The sequence below is a fragment of the Jeongeupia sp. USM3 genome, assembly GCF_001808185.1.
Classification (GTDB): Bacteria; Pseudomonadota; Gammaproteobacteria; order Burkholderiales; family Chitinibacteraceae; genus Jeongeupia.
This window is the reverse complement of the sequence record NZ_CP017668.1, coordinates 2970250-2987771: the sequence shown is the minus strand read 5'-3', so window position 1 is coordinate 2987771 and position 17522 is coordinate 2970250. Positions and strand designations below refer to the sequence as shown.

General features: G+C 67.3%; 18 protein-coding genes. 2 read left to right on the top strand and 16 right to left on the bottom strand.

Translation table 11 applies throughout. The features are described from left to right. Positions 1-7 precede the first annotated feature (7 nt). The 7 genes from hemF to BJP62_RS14075 form a co-directional block, all read right to left on the bottom strand. Positions 8-925: an oxygen-dependent coproporphyrinogen oxidase gene (hemF, locus tag BJP62_RS14105; RefSeq protein WP_070530583.1), complete on the bottom strand. Its 918-nt coding sequence runs from the start codon at positions 923-925 to the stop codon at positions 8-10. Positions 926-1213: 288 nt separating this feature from the next. Beyond that, positions 1214-1687 (bottom strand): copper chaperone PCu(A)C, encoded by a 474-nt coding sequence (locus tag BJP62_RS14100; protein ID WP_070530581.1) that lies wholly within the window; start codon positions 1685-1687, stop codon positions 1214-1216. 17 nt (positions 1688-1704) lie between these two features. Next, positions 1705-2025: a hypothetical protein gene (locus BJP62_RS14095; protein ID WP_070530579.1), complete on the bottom strand. Its 321-nt coding sequence runs from the start codon at positions 2023-2025 to the stop codon at positions 1705-1707. Between the two features lie 175 nt (positions 2026-2200). Continuing rightward, positions 2201-2581 (bottom strand): aspartate 1-decarboxylase, encoded by a 381-nt coding sequence (gene panD, locus BJP62_RS14090; RefSeq protein WP_070530577.1) that lies wholly within the window; start codon positions 2579-2581, stop codon positions 2201-2203. A gap of 207 nt (positions 2582-2788) precedes the next feature. Then, entirely contained in the window at positions 2789-4573 is a 1785-nt protein-coding gene (locus tag BJP62_RS14085) for a M60 family metallopeptidase (RefSeq protein ID WP_070530573.1), read from the bottom strand. 264 nt (positions 4574-4837) lie between these two features. Then, positions 4838-5404 (bottom strand): hypothetical protein, encoded by a 567-nt coding sequence (locus BJP62_RS14080; RefSeq protein WP_070530571.1) that lies wholly within the window; start codon positions 5402-5404, stop codon positions 4838-4840. Positions 5405-5413: 9 nt separating this feature from the next. Beyond that, positions 5414-7267, bottom strand: coding sequence for a ribonuclease catalytic domain-containing protein (locus tag BJP62_RS14075; RefSeq protein ID WP_070530570.1), 1854 nt, complete (start codon positions 7265-7267; stop codon positions 5414-5416). Between the two features lie 442 nt (positions 7268-7709). Here BJP62_RS14075 and BJP62_RS14070 point away from each other — a divergent pair, with 442 nt between their 5' ends. Next, complete coding sequence (locus BJP62_RS14070) at positions 7710-8705, top strand: LacI family DNA-binding transcriptional regulator (RefSeq protein WP_205700905.1); 996 nt, start codon at positions 7710-7712, stop codon at positions 8703-8705. 57 nt (positions 8706-8762) lie between these two features. Here the strand turns inward: BJP62_RS14070 and BJP62_RS14065 are convergent, their stop codons facing one another. From BJP62_RS14065 to BJP62_RS14040, 6 genes are all read right to left on the bottom strand, one after another. Then, positions 8763-9566, bottom strand: coding sequence for a transporter substrate-binding domain-containing protein (locus BJP62_RS14065; protein WP_070530566.1), 804 nt, complete (start codon positions 9564-9566; stop codon positions 8763-8765). 212 nt (positions 9567-9778) lie between these two features. After that, the gene (locus BJP62_RS14060) at positions 9779-10693 is read right to left on the bottom strand and encodes a N(4)-(beta-N-acetylglucosaminyl)-L-asparaginase (RefSeq protein ID WP_070530564.1); all 915 of its coding nucleotides are present in this window, start codon (positions 10691-10693) and stop codon (positions 9779-9781) included. A gap of 4 nt (positions 10694-10697) precedes the next feature. Beyond that, complete coding sequence (locus tag BJP62_RS14055) at positions 10698-11432, bottom strand: amino acid ABC transporter ATP-binding protein (protein WP_070530562.1); 735 nt, start codon at positions 11430-11432, stop codon at positions 10698-10700. 1 nt (position 11433) lies between these two features. Further along, positions 11434-12105, bottom strand: a complete 672-nt coding sequence (locus BJP62_RS14050; protein ID WP_070530560.1) for an amino acid ABC transporter permease — start codon at positions 12103-12105, stop codon at positions 11434-11436. Beyond that, complete coding sequence (locus BJP62_RS14045; protein WP_070530556.1) at positions 12105-12776, bottom strand: amino acid ABC transporter permease; 672 nt, start codon at positions 12774-12776, stop codon at positions 12105-12107. The genes BJP62_RS14050 and BJP62_RS14045 overlap by 1 nt, the downstream gene beginning before the upstream one ends. A 173-nt stretch (positions 12777-12949) precedes the next feature. Beyond that, a complete protein-coding gene (locus BJP62_RS14040; protein WP_070530554.1) occupies positions 12950-13966 on the bottom strand; it encodes a zinc-binding alcohol dehydrogenase family protein in 1017 nt (338 codons plus the stop codon). Between the two features lie 205 nt (positions 13967-14171). Here BJP62_RS14040 and BJP62_RS14035 point away from each other — a divergent pair, with 205 nt between their 5' ends. Further along, positions 14172-15071 carry a LysR family transcriptional regulator gene (locus tag BJP62_RS14035; protein ID WP_070530552.1) on the top strand — a complete coding sequence of 300 codons (900 nt, stop codon included), beginning with the start codon at positions 14172-14174 and terminating at the stop codon, positions 15069-15071. 91 nt (positions 15072-15162) lie between these two features. On the opposite strand, the gene BJP62_RS14030 is transcribed toward BJP62_RS14035, so the two are convergent. From BJP62_RS14030 to BJP62_RS14020, 3 genes are all read right to left on the bottom strand, one after another. Next, positions 15163-15510, bottom strand: a complete 348-nt coding sequence (locus BJP62_RS14030) for a YgiW/YdeI family stress tolerance OB fold protein (protein WP_070530551.1) — start codon at positions 15508-15510, stop codon at positions 15163-15165. Positions 15511-15680: 170 nt separating this feature from the next. After that, the gene (gene gorA, locus BJP62_RS14025) at positions 15681-17048 is read right to left on the bottom strand and encodes a glutathione-disulfide reductase (RefSeq protein ID WP_070530549.1); all 1368 of its coding nucleotides are present in this window, start codon (positions 17046-17048) and stop codon (positions 15681-15683) included. Between the two features lie 23 nt (positions 17049-17071). After that, positions 17072-17500, bottom strand: coding sequence for a (4Fe-4S)-binding protein (locus BJP62_RS14020; RefSeq protein ID WP_070530547.1), 429 nt, complete (start codon positions 17498-17500; stop codon positions 17072-17074). Positions 17501-17522 lie beyond the last annotated feature (22 nt).

The following is a 17522-nucleotide window of genomic DNA, read 5'->3' as shown; positions in this document are numbered from 1 at the left end:
CCTGCCCTTACCGAGCGGGCGATGCCCCGCCCAGCCAGTCGCGCACCGGCAGGAAGTCGCTCAGCAGGCGCGCCTCTTCGGAGCCCGCCGGCGGTTGCCAGTCGTAGCGCCACTTGGCCGACGGCGGCATCGAGCAGAGGATGGACTCGGTGCGGCCGCCCGACTGCAGCCCGAACAGCGTGCCGCGGTCCCAGACGAGGTTGAACTCGACGTAGCGACCGCGCCGGTAGGCCTGCCAGTCGCGCTCGCGCTCGCCCCAGGCCAGTTCACGCCGGCGCTCGACGATGGTCGTGTACGCCGGCAGGAAGGCGTCGCCGACGGCGCGGATCATCGCGAAGCCGCCGTCGAAACCGAGCTCGGTCAGATCATCGAAGAAGATGCCGCCGATGCCGCGCGCCTCGTTGCGGTGTTTGAGGAGGAAGTAGCGGTCGCACCACGCCTTGAACTTCGGGTGGTACGCGTCGCCGAACGGTGCCAGCGCATCGCGGCACGTGGCGTGGAAGTGGACGGCGTCGTCCTCGAAGCCGTAGTAAGGCGTGAGGTCCATCCCGCCACCGAACCAATAGACATCGTCGACGCCGTCGGCGTAGGCACGGAAGAAACGCACATTCAGGTGCACGGTCGGCACGTACGGGTTCTTCGGGTGCAGCACCAGCGATACGCCCATCGCCTCCCAGCTTCGACCGGCGAGTTCGGGCCGGTGTGCGGTCGCCGAGGCCGGCATCGCGTCGCCGAGCACGTGCGAGAACAGCACGCCGCCGCGCTCGAACAGCGCCGAATCCTCGATCACCCGGCTGACACCGCCGCCGCCGGCCTGCCGTTCCCAGCGGTCGGCGATGAAGGTGCCGCCGTCGTAGGCTTCGAGGGTGGCGACGATGTTCTGCTGCAAGGAAAGGAGGTAGTCCTTGACGGCGATCGGGTTCATGCGGGTTCCGGTGACAATGGCAATGCCCCGAATGATACGCCTGTGCCGCCGCGGCTTTGCATGCCGGCACCATGCAAAACGGCCCGGTACACGGGCCGTTTACGACGGTCGCTCGCCTCGGTAGGCGAACGGGCCAAGCGTTCACGCCCGATGCAGGGGAACATCCATCAACGTGGAGTCCATGAGGACGCACCGAAGGAAGTGCCCTTAGGTTACGCCCCGAAGGCAGCACCCTTGCGGGGCTCCGGGCACCGGTCGAGGACGCGCAGTCGGCTAACGAGCTTGAGCTCAGTGCTGGTGCATCGTCTCGGCCTTGGCCCCCATCGCCTCGACCTTGATGTCGACCTTGACGTTGCCGGCGCGCTTGAACCTGAGCGTCAGCGGGAACTTGTCGCCCTCCCTCAGCGGCGCCGCGAGCTTGAACAGCATCACATGGTAGCCGCCGGGCTTGAGCTCGACCTCTCCCCTGGCCGGAATGTCGATCGCGGTCACGGCGTTCATTTTCATCACGCCGTTGTCGAGCTTCATCTGATGCAGTTCGGCCGTGGCCGCCGCAGCGGTCTCGACGCCGACGAGCTGGTCGGCGGCATCGCCGCTGTTCTTCACCAGCAGGAACACGCCGCCGCTTTGTGCGCCGGGCGGCGTTGCACGCGCCCACGGGTGGTGGATGAACAGGTCGCCGGCCTTGTATTCGTGCGCGTTGGCGGTCAGCGACAGCGCGGCCAGGGCAAGGCCGCAGCAGAAATTGCGAAGGGAAATCATCGTTGGGTCCTGGGTAGTCAAAGGGAGACGGCTCGGGAAATCGCCTCCTCCGGCGGATCGCGTGCGCACCAGGCCGGCGCATCGCTGCCGCAGCCCGGGCGGTGGCATGCGGCGACCTCGACCGGGCGATGCGGCATCGGCGGCACGCTCGCCGGCGTCGCCGGCAAGGCGGCCGGCATGCAGCACGGTGCATCGTGGCAGTCCGGCGCGTCGCCGGCCGGCACCGTGCCCGCCACCGTGCAGACGACGGGCTTGGCCGCCGCCGCATAGACGGCCGGCAATCCTCGCCCGGTCAGCGCAAGGCAGAACAGCAGCAGCGTCAGCAGGCGAACGCGCATCGGGGCCCGGTCGGAACGAGAATGGGACGGATTGTACGGACGAGTGCCGGCAACAAAAAGGCCAGGCTTAGGTGCCTGGCCTTGGTGCATGCATCGCACAGCGTGCTCTGAATCAGATATCGGTAATATTTACCGGAACCGCAAGAAATGACCGCCGGTCGGTGCCGACCGGCATTTACGCCATCTGCGCCGGCGTGCTGTGTTTGACGCTGACGATGCGGTTGGCTTCGTTGACGAAGACCAGCGACGGCTCGTGCTTCTTCAGCTCGGCCTCGTCGTAACGGGCGAAGGTTGCGATGATCAAGAGGTCGCCGACCTGCGCCTGGCGCGCCGCCGAACCGTTAACCGAGATGATGCCCGAACCGCGCGCGGCCCTGATCGCGTAGGTCGCCAGACGCGCGCCGTTGGTGACGTTCCAGATCTCGATTTCTTCGTATTCAAGGATGTTTGCCGCGTCCAGCAGATCCTCGTCGATCGCACACGAACCCTCGTAATTGAGTTCCGAGTGCGTCGTCGTGACGCGGTGGATCTTGGACTTGAGCATCGAACGTTGCATGGCGAACCTCGGCCTGACCGAAACGGGTAAACAGGGCTCAGGATTATAGACCTCGTACCCGGCAATCCAAGCGGTATTTTCGCCGAGCGGCCGGTTTGATGCCCAAGCCCGCCCTGCTACGACCTTTCCCACTGCCGATCGCTCCCCGCAGCCGAAAAAAAACCGGGCACAAGGCCCGGCCAACGAGTGCTCCGGTGTACTGACGGATCAGTAGAAGCTGTACTTGATGTTGCTGTCGCGGTTCTCCCAGATCGGCGCCGATAGCGGCTGCAGCGCCATCGTCGCCAGCGCTGATTTCGTCGCCGCCTCGACCGGGATGCCCCAGCGCTCGAAGAAACCGGTCAGGTCGTAACCGGCGGCACGACTGGCCTCGATCACGAAAGACTGTTTCTTCGCCGCATCGGTCGTTGGCCGCTGCGCCGCCGGCATGTTGCGGTATTGGGTACCGAGCCGGGCGTAGAAGTCGCGGCCGAACGCCAGGTCGAGCTGCCAGAACATCGTCGCCCGCACGAACAGGTCGGACTGCGCGGCGAAATCGCGGCTCGGCTGCGCCAGGTAGGCGAAGGTCTTGGTCCATGTGCCCTGCGTTTCGTAGCGCGAAGGCTGGCCGAGCGCGCGCTGCACATAGGACGACGACAGGTTGACCGTCACCTCGGTCTGGTCGGCCCAGGTCATCGCCGACATCTGGTACTGGTGCCCGAGTTCGTGCCAGGACCCCCAGCCACCGGTCCTGAGCATTTTCGGGTTGAGGACCGCGCCGATCGCGCCGTCGTCGGACGCGCTTGCCATCCGGTACTGCCACGAATACATCCAGCCGTCGTACGGCGGCAGCTCGACAAAGTGGAAACGGTGCGGCGTCGGGTTGTGCGGCCAGGCGTTGCCCAGCTTGATGCCGTACTGCTCGTCCTCGAGATCGACGATCCGGTCCCACAGCTGGAGCAGCGCCACCGGGTCGTCGACGTGCTGCTTCGCCTTGGCCAGCGTCGCCGTCAGCATCGTCCGCCTGCCGACGAGCTCGGCGTACGGCGCGTTGCCGTAGCTGGCGAGCATCTGCGTCCAGTCGGCTGCGCTGTGCTGGCCGAGCACGAAGCGCGGCATCACCCGGCCGCCGGAGACGATCTCGACATTCATCTCGCCACCGGTCGGCTCGTTGAACACCGAGACGTAGACGGCACCGGTCTTCGTCGCGGTGATCGTCGTCGAGCCGGTGGCCAGCTTCACCTTCTGGTCGCTGTCGTAGTTCCAGCTGTCGTCGTCGATTGAGTGAATCCAGATCTCCGGCGCGCGGTTCGGCGCGGCGCCGGTGACGTAGTAACTGACGACGAGTACGTCTCCCGGCTGAACCCAGTATCCGGTCGACTGGAACGGCGTGTGGTTGAACGAGCGCAACTGCGCCGAACGCAGCTTGCCGATGTCGCCCGGCTGCTCGAGCAGCAGCTTGCGCGCCGGAACAAGGCTGCCGGCCGGGGTTGAAGCTGGCGTTGGAGCCGGTGTCGGTGTCGGTGTCGGTGTCGGTGCCGGCGTTGGCGTTGGCGTTGGCGTTGGCGTTGGCGTTGGCGTTGGCGTTGGCGTTGGCGTTGGCGTTGGTGCGGGCGTCGGCGTTGTCGAGCCGACCGGCAGCCAGACCTTGCCCGAGCCGGCGGCGCCGGAACTGGTTGCCGGACTGTCGCCGCGCGTCCACCACTGGTTCTCGTAGACCTTGCCGTTGAAGCTGACCCGCTGTCCCGGGGTGTCGTAGGTTCTGGCCGCATCCCAGGCCGGGTACTGTCCGGCCGGCGTCGGAGCCGGAGCCGCTCCGGCGATTTCCCACGGCCCCCATTGCTCGGCGCCCGGCGTGTTGCCCCGCGTCCACCACTTGGCGCGCCAGGTCTTGCCGGCGTAGTCGGCGGTGTCACCGGCCACGTAGACCTGGCTGTCGCTCCACGCCGCGGCCCATGCCGGCGACGTCAGCGCCAGCATCAGTGTTGCCGCGATCGTCCGCTTCGTCCTCATCCCGCCCGCCCTTGATCGTTGTGGTCGTCCCCGTCGGGAAACGGAGGCAGGCGATTCTTGCTTCAAAGGAATGGCAAGGCAATCGTCAGAATGGCTTAAATATCATCAAAGCAACATATTCTAATGGATCGTGTTTCTGGCAAGAGGGCGGCCCCGTCATCCGTCCGCCCGGCGCCGCCGGTTGTCGTCTTGCAGCCGCAGCGAGCCCGCATGCCGGGCATGAAAAAACCGGCCTCCCGGGCCGGTTTTTTCATGCGGGGCGACTCAGGCCGCGCGGTAGACGAGGCACCCGTCCAGCAGGAACTCGCCCGGCGCAACGCGGTTGCCAAGCTCGACACGCTCGAAATTGAGCTGCGCGCCGTCGACGACGACCCAAGCCGGGATCGGCTTGTCGCCGTAGCGGCCGACGAGCTCGTCGGCGCGGACGACGTTGCGGTGCTCGACCCGGTGATGGGGCGCCGGCGGCGCCTCGTTCTCGGCCTGCAGCCGCTCGGGCTGCGGGCGTTCGGGGGCCGACGCCGGGTTCAGCTCGCCGGCCTGCGTCGGCAGGTTGCGCAGGTAGAGGCCGAACGCCCACGCCGGAATGATCACGCGCCGGACGCGCTTGCTGTTGTCGACGACGCAGGCAATGCCGAACGAATCGCCGCACTTGGGGCAGCGTGCCGTTGCGGCGATCGCCAGATGGTCCTCGACCAGCCGGGCCGCGCCTTCCATGTCGCGCGCCTGCAGCATGTTGCCGCAGCGCACGCACGGTTTGGAGAATTGCTTGACCTGCTCGCCGTTGCGGAAGCGCACCGGCAGCAGTTCATCGAGTTTTCGTTTGGGCAACATGGTCGGACCTTACATCGTCGCCAGTCGGCATTCGACGGTCAGTTCAAGGAAATCGATCGCCAGCCTCTGCAGTTTGACCGTCGATCCGGCCGGCAATTCCGGCAGCCCCGGCACGCGCATCACCAGCGGCAGGCCGTCGATGCGAACAAGGTTTTCCTTGATCAGCGTCGCGGAGAGTTCGGTCAGGTTCTCCTGTTCAAGGTAGCGCAGGCACCAGTAGCGTTCCATCTTGTCCTGAAACTCGCCGTATGCGGCGTAGGCGGTGTCGAACGCGCCGATCGCGCCGAACAGCTCGGCGTCGTTCCTGGCGAAGCGCGGCGTTTCGCCCCGGATCATCGCAACGATCTGCGACTGGTTGACGAAGTCGACCGCGCGCCTGAGCGGCGAACTCGACCACGCGTAGCAGTCGACGCCGAGGCCGACGTGCGGGCCGAACTGTGTCGTCATCCGTACCCGGCCCTGCCCCTGCACGCGGTAGATCGCGGCGATCTCGGCCTTGTGCAGGTCCATCCCCCAGGTGCTGTTGACGAAGATCATCAGTTCGGCAACGAGCTTGTCCATCGGTGCGCCGCGTTTGCGCGGCAGGATGCGGACCTTCTTCGCGCCGTCGGCAAGTCGGTCGACATAGAAGCTGTAGTCGAGCCTGACCGGTGCGTTCGGGTCTTCCGCCTTGCCGCGGCGCGCCTCGAGCGCATTCGCGAGTTGCCAGAGGAAGTTGAGTTCGCGCTTGTACGGGTAGTCGCCGCCGTCCTGGCCGGCGGTGTCCTCGTTGAAGTGCGCTTCGATCTGGTCGTGCCGCAGGTTGGCGACGATCGGCACGCGCTCGACGACCGATCGGTGACCGACGACGTCGAAGCCCGGGGTCAGCTCGACGTACATGCTCACCGCCGGGCGCGCACTGCCGGTTTCGAGCGTGAACACGTCGACCGCCGAGTCCGGCAGCATGGTGATCTTGTCGCCGGGAAAGTACACCGTCGACAGCCGCTCGAACACCTGCGCGTCGAGCGGGCTGCCGGGCGCGATGCCGAGCACCGGCGCGGCGATGTGGATGCCAACCTGCCAGTTGCCGTTGGCCAGCGCCCTGATGCTGAATGCGTCGTCGATTTCGGTCGTCGTCACGTCGTCGATCGAGAACGCCTCGACCGCGGCAACCGGCAGCTCGTCGGGTGCGGCGACACCTGCGTCGGTGACGCCGTCGCGGCCCTTGGGGAAGTATTCGAGCTCGAAGCCGTCGAGGAAGTACTGCTCGATGTCGGCGATCGCGCCGACGCGTTCGAGCAGCCGCAATACGCTGGTCTGCTGCGCGTCGGCCGCGGCGGCCAGCGCCTTGTACTCGAGGCCGTTCTTGTCCGGCCGGTGGATCAGCCGCTTCAGCCCCGCGCCGAACGCCTCGGGCAGCGTGCCGGCTTCGAGCTCGGCCTGCCACGCGGCCATCTGCTCGGCCTCGCGCTTCTTGCGCTCGATGCCGGCCAGCGCGGCCTTGACGTTCTCTTCCGGCGCGGCCTTGTAGCGGCCGCGGCCCTTCTTGTAGAAGTACATCGGCGCCTGGGCGATGCGGATCAGCGCCGCCGCCTGCTGCTGCGGCGACGGGCCGGCGCCGAAGTATTCGGCGGCGATGTCCTCGAAACCGAATTCGTCGGCACCGCAGACTTCCCACAGGAAATCGACGTCGATCTCGGCGGCGAGCGCTTCGGCCTCGGCCAGCAGCGCGGCCGGGTCGGGCCGCTCGAACTTCAGCAGCACGTTGGCCGCCTTGATCTTGCCGCGCTTGCCGCGCACGTCCTCGATCATGAAGCTGGCGGCCTGCGCCTCCTTCACCGTGGCGACCTTGAAGCCGCCATCCTCATCATAAAAAACGTGCATACACCGCGCAGCCCGAACAAAACGGCCGATTATACAGCAGCGGCATGGCCGGGCGCGGATGAAACCGTTTGCAAATCAAGGCCCGGGGCCTGTCGTCGCGCATGTCGCGACCGCGTTCGGGGCAGTTCGGGACGGCGTGCGCAAAACCGGTCACGCCGCGCTGCGCGCACCGCAAGCAGGCGACACCGCGCGGCGCCGGAAATGTCCCGAACCCGCAGGGCCGGGCCGAAAAGAGACCGTCCGCTGCGTTGCGCACCCTGGCAATAACTTGTTACTACTAGCCTCGCAAGGGCATGTCGCGCGCTTGTGACCGCCATCCCCTTGCGGGGTGCTGGCCTTTTTCGGCACGGCACAGCCGCGAAATGCGTGACGACGGGGCCTGCGCATCATCGGAGGCGGCTCGCTGTATCATGGCCGTCCAATGCGACAAACCGGTACAACCGTGAACGACGAGCAGCGAAAACCCACCATTTCCGACGTTGCCCGGCTCGCCGGCGTTTCGCGCGCGGTTGCGTCGCGCGCGCTGGCGAGCGAACCGCGGCCGGTCGCCGCCGACAAGCGCCAGCGCGTGCTCGACGCCGCGCGCCAGCTCGGCTTCAAGCCCAATCTGCTCGCGCGCAGCCTGACGACGCGTTCGGTCAACCTCGTCGCCATCGTCGTCAACCACATCCACGACCTGAGCGACCTCGACCTGTTCGACCTGCTGCTTTCCGAGATCCAGGGGCTGGGCAAGCAGGTGATCCTGCTGCGGGTCGGCTCGGTCGACCGGGTCGAGGACTTCCTGCGCAGCGGCATCGCCTGGCATGTCGACGCGGTACTGGTGTTCTCCGACTTTGCCGACGCAGCCACGGTGCGCCGGATGTTCGATACCCGGCTGACGCTGATGCTCAACGGCCGCGGCGACGCCGACTCGCCGGCGGTGCTCACCGACGACGCCTGCGGCATTGCCGAAGCGGTCGCCGACGCGGCGGCCAAGGGCGTGCGCGACGTGGTGCTGGTGACCGGCCGCGCGACGTCGAGCGTCGAGGCCGCGCGGATCGCCAGCTACCACGCCGCGTTCGCCTGCCACGGCCTGCGGTTGCTGCAGACGCTGCAGGGCGACTATTCGTACGAGAGCGGCCACGCCGCCGCACCGGCGCTGTTCGACGCCGGCGAACCGGACGCGGTGTTCTGCACCGCCGACGCGATGGCGATGGGCATCCTCGACGTCCACCGCGCGTCCTTCGCCGACGGCCGGCCGGCGCGGTTCCGGCTCTACGGTTTCGACGACCTGTCGCTGACGCGCTTCGACGCCTATCCGGTCGCGTCGATCGGCTACGCCAAGCGCGATTATGTGCGTGAAATCCTGCAGATACTGAGCGAGCCCGAGCGCTTCCGCCCCGGCATGCCGCCGGTGCGCGTACCAACGCGCTTCGTGCCGCGCAGCAGCGCCGGCTGAGCCGGCCGATGAAAAAAGCCGCGCAATGCGCGGCTTTGTCGTGTGCGGCGGACCGGCTTATTTCGCGTCGGTCAGCGACGGCGGGTTGGCACTCTTGCCCCACCACTTCTTGTAGTTGGCCGCGTAAGCGCCGGACTTGACGTAGTCGTCGACGAAGCCGTTGATGAAGCCGAGGAACTTCGCGTCGCCCTTGGCGATGCCGATGCCGATCGGGTCGTTCGAGTACAACCCCGGCAGCGTCACCAGCGCGTTGTTCTTGGTCGCCAGATAGTCGAGCAGCGACGAATCCTCGATGCCGGCTTCGACGCGCTTCTGTTGCAGCAGCAACACGCCTTCGGGCGCGAAATTGTCGGTGTAGACGAGCTTGGCGCCCGGGACTTCGCGCTTGATGAACGTTTCGCCGGTGCTGCCGCGGCCGACGACGATGCTCTTGCCGCTCAGGCCCTTCAGGTCCTTGATGCCGGCGCTTTTCTGCACGATCAGCCGCAGCCCGGCGCGGTTGTACGGGTGCGAGAAGTCGATCGCCTTGGCGCGCTCGGGCGTGATCGAGACGTTGGCGACGACGAGGTCGAGCTGGCCCGACATCAGCATCGAGATCCGCGCGTCACCGGAGACGTCGGTGAACTCGGGCTTCACGCCGAGCTTGGCGGCGATCTTGTTGGCGACGTCGACATCGTAGCCGACCGGGTTGTTGCGGGCGTCGCGAAAGCCCACGGGCTCGCCGCCGAGCGACACGCCGATGCGCACGGTGCCGCGCGCCTTGATGTCCTCGAGTTTGCCGGCGACGGCCGAGGCTGCGGTGAAGGTCATCCCGGCCGCGAGGGCCAGAACGGTGAAGCCGGAGAAGAGACGTTTTTTCATGGTGTTTCCCTGTCAGCGATCGGTTGAGGTTTGAAGTCTGAACGGAAGACTAAGGACCTGCTTCAGCAGGCGGCTGCACCGGTTCGTTTCCGCACGAAGCAAGGGCGCCCCGCTGGAAGCCCCCTTGGGGGAGACCGCAGTGGACACGAAGTCCATGAGGATCCCGAGCATCGAACGGGGACGAAATACGCAGGCGCGGCCGCCCAGCAGGTTCAGGCACGCAATGCCGTGCGCAGCTCCGGCTGCGCCATCGACGGTTCCCACAGCCAGTACTTGATGTCGCCCTGGCAACGGAAATTGACCACCCGGTGGTCGCCACTGGCGTCGATCGCGTGGATCACGACGCCGGCAAGGAAACCCGTGGTGAGTTCGGACAGCTCTTCGACGGCAAGCGCGACCGCATCTTCGAGCGAGCGGCCGAGCTTCATCGCCAGCACGATGCTGCGCGCGGTACTGCAGCGTACTGTCATTTCGCCGGTATGGGTACACGCGGCGGCGCCGTAACGGCTGTCGGCGTAGAAGCCGGCACCGGCGATCGGCGAATCGCCCAGGCGGCCCGGGTATTTCCACGCCCAGCCCGATGTCGACGTCGCGCTGTGGATGCCCTGCGCACTGTCGCGGCAAAGGAACACCGTGGTGTCGCGGACGCGCTCGGGGTCGGTGATGGTTCGGGACAGCGGGATCAGCGGCACGTCGGGGAAACGCGCGATGTCGGCGCCGAGTTCCTGCTCCAGCCTCTCCCACCAGACGCGCTTGCTGTCGTCGAGCAGCGTCTCTTCCGGAGAGAAACCGGTTTCAATCGCAAACCGCTTTGCCCCTTCGCCGGTGAGCATCACGTGCGGCAGCCGCTGCATCACCTGCTGCGCGACCGCGCACGCCGGCAGGATGTCGGGCAGCGCGCCGACGGCACCGACGTCGCGGGTCGTGCCGTCCATCACCGCGGCGTCGAACTCCATCCGCCCCAGCATGTTCGGCCAGCCGCCGTAGCCGACGCTGCGCACGCCGGCTTCGCGTTCGACCCTGCCGATGCCGGCAACCATGGCGTCGAGTCCGTGCGCGCCCTGTTTCAGCAGCTCGACCGAGGTGGCAAAGCCGGGCCAGGCTTCGGAATTGGCCAGCAGAATCATCGTGTCATCCCTTGCTCATATTGGAGAGAAACTGCCGGACGCGCGGGTTCGCCAGCCCGCCGTCGTCGGCGAAAAATTCGGCGGTCGGCAGGTCGACCAGCAGGCGGCCTTTTTCCAGAAACACCACGCGGCTCGAGATCGTCCGCGCGAACTCGACTTCGTGGGTGACGAAAACCATGGTCGTACCCTCGTCGGCCAGCCGCGCGAGGATGCGCAGCACTTCGGCCGTCATTTCCGGGTCGAGCGCGCTGGTGACTTCGTCGAGCAGCAGATAGCTCGGGTTCACCGCAAGCGCCCGGGCGATGCCGACACGCTGGCGCTGGCCGCCGGACAGTTGGGCCGGATAGGCATCGGCACGCTCGCTGAGGCCGACCGAGGCCAGCAGCGCGCGCGCATCGGCTTCGGCTTTTGCCTTCGGCACCTTGAGCACTTCGACCGGCGCGAGCATCAGGTTCTGCACCGCGGTCATGTGCGGATAGAGGTTGAAGAGCTGGAACACCGTCGCCGAGCGCTTGCGCGCCTCGGCCAGCTCCTTCGGCCGCGAGACGTCGAAACCGTCGACGGTGATACCGCCGCCGTCGAGCCTCTCCAGCCCGTTGATGCAGCGGAGCAGCGTCGACTTGCCCGAGCCGGACGAGCCGAGGATGGACACCACTTCGCCCTTCTCGACCGTCAGGTCGATATGGTCGAGCACGGTGACGCCGTTGAATACCTTGCGTACACCTTCGATCTTGATCATGTCACAGCCCTTTCCAGTCGCTGTGGGCGCGCAAGCGGGCCTCCAGCTTGCCGCCCAGCCGCGCAATCAGCTTGGCGCACAGGTAGTAGAGCACGCCGACCGCCGTCCAGACGATGAACGGTTCGAGCGTGCGCAGATTGAGGATGTTGCCGATCTTGGTCAGGTCGACGACGCCGATCACCGACACCAGCGACGTAACCTGCAGCTGGTTCACCGCCAGGCCGATCAGCGGGCCGATGGCGAAGGCGGTCGCCTGCGGCGAGACCACGCGGCGCAGCGTCTGCCAGCGGCTCAGCCCGAACACCCGCGCCGCCTCGATCTGGTCGCGGCCGACCGACTCGATCGCCGACACCGCGATCACGTAGATGAACGCCGCGGTATTGCCCGACAGCGTGATCACCGCCGCCTGCACCGGTGTGACGTTGATCTGCGCCAGCACCGGCAGGCCGAAGAACACCAGGAAGAGCTGCACCAGCACCGGCGAGTTCTTCAGCGTCTCGGCAACCAGCGTCACCAGCTGCATCAGCACCGGAATCCGGTAGAAGCGCACCGTCGCCCACGCGACGCCGAGCACCAGCCCGATCGCCGAAGTGGCGAGGAAGACCAGCACCGACACCGACAGGCCCTGAGCGAGCAGGACGAGGTCGTACCAGGTAAAGCTGCCGTATTGCATCAGGACACGACCTCCACGATGTCGCGGTTCAGCCGCCGGTGCAGCGCGCCGATCGCCAGCGACACGCTCCAGGTCAGCGCGGCGTAGACGACGAGCAGCACGAAATAGACCTCGAACGGCCGGAAGGTATCGGACGCGACGATCTTGGCCGAGCCGGTCAGCTCGTTCAGGGTGATCGTCGACAGGATCGACGAGGTCAGGATCAGGTTGACCAGCACCGCGCCGAGCGGACGGATCGACGTGCGCAGCGCGACCGGCATGACGATCTTCAGGAAGACGGTGCGCTTGTGAAGGCCGAACACCTGCGCGGCCTCGATCACGCCCGGGTCGATCGCGAGGATGCCCGAGCGGATCACGTTCGACGTGAACGCACCGCCGGCGATCGACAGCGCGACCACGCCGGTGGTGAAGGCGTCGATGTAGAGGCCGAGCACCGGCAGGCCGAAGTAGAAGAAGAACATCTGCACGATGAACGGCACGTTGCGGAAGATGTCGACATAGATGTCGGCCGCCCGCCGCAACGGTTTGGACGCCGACGTCGACGCCATCGCCACCAGCGCGCCGGTGACGACGCTGCCGACCAGCGCCAGCGCACAGGCCTGCGCCGTCAGCACGGCCCCGTCGCGCAGCACGTCCAGGTGCGGAAGCAGCACCGAAAGGTCAAACTGCATTGGTCTGAACCCGAAAGTGAAATCGGTTTCAATTTAGTGAACGATGCGTCCCAGCGTCAATACCCCCAGCATATTTGCGACAGCGGGATTTGCCCAGCGCCGGCTGCGCGCGCGGCGGCCGGGTGAAAAAAAACCGCCGCGAATGCGGCGGTTTGTCTCCGTGATGGTGGTGATCAGAAACCGGCGAGGACAATCTTGCCGATGGTCTGCCCGGCCTCGAGCGTCGCGTGTGCGCGCCTGAGGTTGGCGGCGCTGATCGCGCCGTAATGCGCACCGACCGTCGTGCGCAGCGTGCCGGCGTCGACCAGCTTCGCCACCTCGGCCAGCAGCTCATGCTGCTTGATCATGTCCGGCGTCTGGTACATCGCCCGGGTGAACATGAACTCCCAGACGAAGGTCGCGCTCTTGGACTTCAGCAGGTTCAGGTCGAGCAGGGTCGCGTTCTCGACGATGCTGACGATCCTGCCCTGCGGCGCGATCACCTGCGCCATCGTCGCGAAGTGCTGGTCGGTATCGTTGAAGCACAGGATGAAATCGACCGTATCGTGGCCGAGCGCCCGGAGCTGCGCGGCGATGTCGCCACGGTGGTCGACCGTCGCGTCGGCGCCGAGCGCGGTCACCCAGTCGCGCGATTCGGGCCGCGACGCGGTCGCGATCACCGTCAGCCCGACGAGCGCCTTGGCGAGCTGGATCGCGATCGAGCCGACGCCGCCGGCGCCGCCGATGATCAGCGCGGTCCTGCCCTTGTCCTCGCCGTTGCGGCCGACGCCGAGCCGGTCGAACAGCGCCTCCCACGCGGTGATCACCGTCAGCGGCAGGGCGGCGGCATCGGCGGCGTTCAGCGTGGCCGGGCGGACAGCGGCAATGCGTTCGTCGACGAGCTGGTATTCGGCATTGCAGCCGGGCCGGGTGATGTCGCCGGCGTAGTACACCGGGTCGCCGACGCTGAACAGCGTCACGTCCGGGCCGACGGCCTCGACCACGCCGGCGGCGTCCCAGCCGAGCACGCGCGGGCTGGCCTCGACCTTGTCCTTCGGCGCACGGACCTTGGTGTCGACCGGGTTGACGGCGATCGCCTCGATTTTCACCAGCAGGTCACGACCGGTGGCGACCGGCTTGGGCAGATCGACGTCGAGCAGCGCATCGGCATCGGTGATCGGCAGGTAACGGTCCAGGGCAACGGCTTTCATGCGGGTTCTCCAGTTTCGGCAAATGTCGGGGCATCGGCGTCACAGGCGGCGGCTCGTTGCTACGCGCCCTGCGTGAAACGGCTGATGCCTCGCTGCGACGCCAGTCGACCGATTCCAGCCGGCATCATGCGCGCGCTTTTCCAATGGAAAAACCCCATAATCTTCAAAACATTTTCAATGTTTTGTTGAAAACAAGGAGGCCGCAATGGCCAGCGATTTACCCGGCTGGGACTGGTTTCTGCGCATCGTCGAACGCGGCTCGCTCTCGGGCGCCGCGCGCGACCTCAACCAGACGCCGGCGGCGCTGTCGGTGGCGCTCAAAAGGCTGGAGGCCCAGCTCGGCGCACGGCTCTTCCTGCGCAGCACGCGGCAGCTGTCGCTGACCGCCGAGGGCGAGATCTGGTACCGCAGCGCGCTGGCGGCGCAGCAGGCGCTCGACGCCGGCCGCGACGCGCTCGCCGCGCATCGTGGCGAGCTGGCCGGGCCGTTGCGCATCTCGGCGCCGTCGGATTTCGGCCGCCGCTTCGTGTTCGACTGGCTCGACGAATTCTGCGCCATGCACCCGGCGGTGGTGCCGCACCTGCGGCTGTCCGACCGGGTCGACGACCTCGTCGCCGGCTCGATCGACCTCGCCTTCCGGGCCGGCACGCAGCAGGACGGCAGCGTGATCGCCACGCCGCTGGCACCGGACAGCCGCCGGGTGCTCGTCGCCAGCCCCGCCTACTGGGCGCGCCACGGCATGCCGGACACCCCGGCCGATCTGGCCCGCCACCGCTGCCTTGCGTTCAGCATCCGCGACAGCGCCCACGTCGTCTGGCGCTTCTGCCTAGCCGACGGCGGCGACACAAGCGTGCCGATCCGGCCGGCGCGCTACGCCAACGACGGCGCGGTCGTGCGCGAATGGGCGCTGCGCGGCGACGGCGTCGCGTACAAATCGGCGCTCGACGTCGCCGACGATCTGGCCGCCGGCCGGCTGGTCGCGGCGCTGCCGGACTGGCTCGGCGAGCCGACGCCGCTCTATCTGGTCCGCCCGGGCGGGCGGCAGCCGACGCCGCGGGTCCGCGCCTTCCACGACTTCTGCCTCGGCCGGCCGCTGCCGCCCTGACACCGGACACGAAAAACCCGCCGGGCGGCGGGTTGGAGGCTTGGGGCGGCGAATGCCCCGGGGGCACTGCCTGCGGGGCGTTGCAAGCCGCTTACTTGATGATCTCGACCAGCTTGACGTCGATGTCCTCGAAGCCGGTGAGCTTGCTGCGGTCGACCTTGCCGGACAGGCGCACCTTCATCTGCGGCGTGATGTCCTGCGCCGGCCACTTGTCGTGGTCGATCTCGACCTTGATCGTGCCGGTGTTGTCGCGGAACTCGTACTGGTCGTTACCCAGCGACTTGACCACGTAACCTTCGAGCACCACCGGCACGTCGTCGGCGGCCTTGGCCGCGCCGGCCGCGGTCGTCATCAGCGGCGCGCTGTTCGGGCCGACGAAGGCGGCGGCGGCGAAACCGGTGCTCAGCGCCAGTGCGCCGGCGAGAATGATTTTCTTCATGGTCGCTCCTTGTTATTGAGCCGCATTCGACCGGAAACCGCCCAGCCCGGTTCCGGCAACTATTTACGATCGTGCCAAGCGTGGCTAATGCCCCAAGGGCACTTCCTGCCGGTCGGAAACCCGGTGAAACGGTGCTGGGCGCGCAAGACGCAGCCAGCAGGATAGTCGCTCTACGATGCCTGACGCAGCGTCACCAGCTCCTCGGCCGCACTCGGGTGCAGCGCCATCGTCATGTCGAACTGCGCCTTGGTCGCACCGGCGGTCTGCGCCACGCCGGCAAGCTGGATCATCTCGGCCGCGGCATCGCCGAGCACGTGCACGCCGACGACGCGGTCGGTCGCGCCGTCGACGAGCAGCTTCATCAGCATCCGGTCGTCGCCGTCGGCGAACGCCGAGCGCATCGTCCTGAACCCGGTGCGGAACACCCTGAGCTGCGGATAACGCTCGCGCGCCGCCGCCTCGGGCAGGCCGACGGTGCCGAGTTCGGGCGTCGAGAACACCGCGGTCGGGATGAGGTCGTAGTCGATCGGCTGCGGCACGCCGCCGAACTCGCGGTCGGCGAACGCATGGCCCTCGCGGATCGCCACCGGCGTCAGGTTGACGCGGTCGGTGACATCGCCGACGGCGAACACCGACGGCACGCTGGTCCGCGACTCGCCATCGACGAGGATCGCACCGGACTGGGCCAGCGCGACGCCGGCCTCGGCCAGCCCGAGCCCGCCGGTATACGGCCGGCGGCCGGTGCACAGCATCACCACGTCGGCGTGCGCGATGCTGCCGTCGGACAGCGTCACCGCCAGCCCGCTTTCATCGCTGTCGCGGACGATGCGCTTCACCGTCGCGCCGAGCCGCAGCCCGATGCCCTGCCGGCCGTAGGCGCTCGCCAGCGCGTCGGCGAGTTCGGTGTCGAAACCGCGCAGCACCCGCTCGCCGCGGTGGACCAGCGTCGTCTCGCTGCCGAGGCCGGCAAAGATGCCGGCGAACTCGACCGCGATGTAGCCGCCGCCGACGATGACGATGCGCCGCGGCAGCGCGCGCAGGTGGAAGGCTTCGTCCGAGGTGATCGCCAGCTCCTGCCCTTCGAACGCTGGACCGCGGTAGGGGCGCCCGCCGCTGGCGATCAGGATCTTGCCGGCGCGGATGCGCGTACCGTCGGCAAGCCGCACGGTGTGCGCGTCGTCGAGCACCGCGCGCTGCGCATGGATCGCGACGCCGGCCTTGTCGAGATTGCGCCGGTAGACCGCCTCGAGCCGGGCGATCTCGCGGTCCTTGTTGGCGATCAGCGTCGCCCAGTCGAACGCCGTTTCGCCGACCCGCCAGCCGAATGCCGCCGCCTCGTCGAAATCGCCGCGGTAGCGGCTGGCGTAAACGAGCAGCTTTTTCGGCACGCAACCGCGGTTGACGCAGGTGCCGCCGAAGTTCGCCTCTTCGGCAATCGCCACTCTCGCGCCGTATCCGGCGGCTATCCGCGCCGCGCGCACGCCTCCCGAACCGCCACCGATCACGAACAGATCCACTTCGTTCATTGCTTCAGCCATTTCCTCTCCTGATGCCACCCGGCTCAACCCTTGAAACCGACCTTCAGATGCGACCCGTCGCAGAACGGTTTGTTCGCCGATGCGCCGCAGCGGCACAGCGCGGTGCGCGGCCCGTCACAGATCTGCTCATCGCCGTTGGCCAGCCGCAGCGTCACCGGACCGTGCACCAGCAGCGGCCCGTCGGGCTGCAGCGCGATACAGGGGATGTCCGGCTTCGGCGCATCGGCGGCAGGATGGCGCTCGTCGACAAGACTCAGCGCGCCCGACGGGCACTCGCCCACCTGCCTCACGACGTCGGCGCTCGCCGCCGCGTTGATGCGGATCCACGGCCGGCTCTTCGGATCGAACACCGCCGGCAGGCCGTGGAAACAGCGCTTCGAATGAATGCATTTCTCCGGCTGCCACAGGATCGTGACGTCGCCGTTGCTGTAGCGTTTGCCTTGTCCGCTCATCGCTCTTCTCCCGAGAGGTCGT